The organism is Pseudomonas edaphica (assembly GCF_005863185.1).
GTDB lineage: Bacteria > Pseudomonadota > Gammaproteobacteria > Pseudomonadales > Pseudomonadaceae > Aquipseudomonas > Aquipseudomonas edaphica.
Window position 1 is genome coordinate 1 of record NZ_VBVZ01001055.1, and the last position, 919, is coordinate 919.

Sequence of the window (919 nt, forward strand, 5' to 3'; positions counted from 1 at the left end):
GGTTGAGGGGGCCTTCGAATGGTCGCCAGGCGGCGCCGTCCAGACGGATCAGTACGGCGTCGTGGCTCATGTACAGGTCGATGACTTGCTCTATTTGCACGTGGCGAAGCTTGAAGTCATGCGTGGGGGTGATTATCGCGCCATGTTTGTACAGCGTATAAAAATGCACCTCACCCGAGAGTTGCAACCCGGCCTCCTGCTGCGCAGCTTCGAAAGCTTTATCCGGCAATTGCACCCGAAAATACGACAGCAATGGCCAGCGTTTTCGTTGTTCTTTGTCTGATCCGGCGCCTACTGCCTCATAAGCACGACGCATCCCCAGCACCCTCTGGTGGTACTGCGCGGTGCTGGTCTGCCCGGTGATGGCCAGCGACAGTCGGCCATCCAATGCGGCCTGCGTGTAGTCGCTGTACTCATAGGCACGGTACTGCACCAGCATGCGCCCCTGCGACTCAATCAAGGTGGGACCGGCGCGGCCATCCCAGGCCGGGCTGTCGCCCAGGCCGATTTCGCTGTCTGTCAGCGGAATGACCGTGGCCGAAACATTGCGCGGTTCAAAGCTGCGGGTGGAGTCAGGTGCCACCCCCGGCCAGTACGAGCCGAGTGCCGCACAGATGCGTGCATCCTCGGTAAACGGGCTGGCTAACTGATAACCGCACAGCATGTTCGTAAACGGAGCGTCTACCAGGCCCCGGCCCACTTCCCAGCCCGGCCCAAAGACCCCGCTGGCGAAATCCGGCAGCCAGGATTGCCGTTGTGTGCGTTGCACAGGTAGCGTCGGGCCTGGTGTTGTAGAGGACTGTGGGTGGGAGACGATGGCGGTGACGCCACGGTCTTCAGGGGCGAAGTAACCACCGGCAAGGGCCTGATTGATAAAAAAACGCACGTCGGACAGTGGGTTGACCCGTGTATGCCAGAC

General features: G+C 60.8%; 1 pseudogene. It reads right to left on the reverse strand.

What is annotated here, in order from left to right:
• A pseudogene (locus tag FEM54_RS33205) lies at positions 1-919 on the reverse strand (hypothetical protein); the annotation flags it as partial.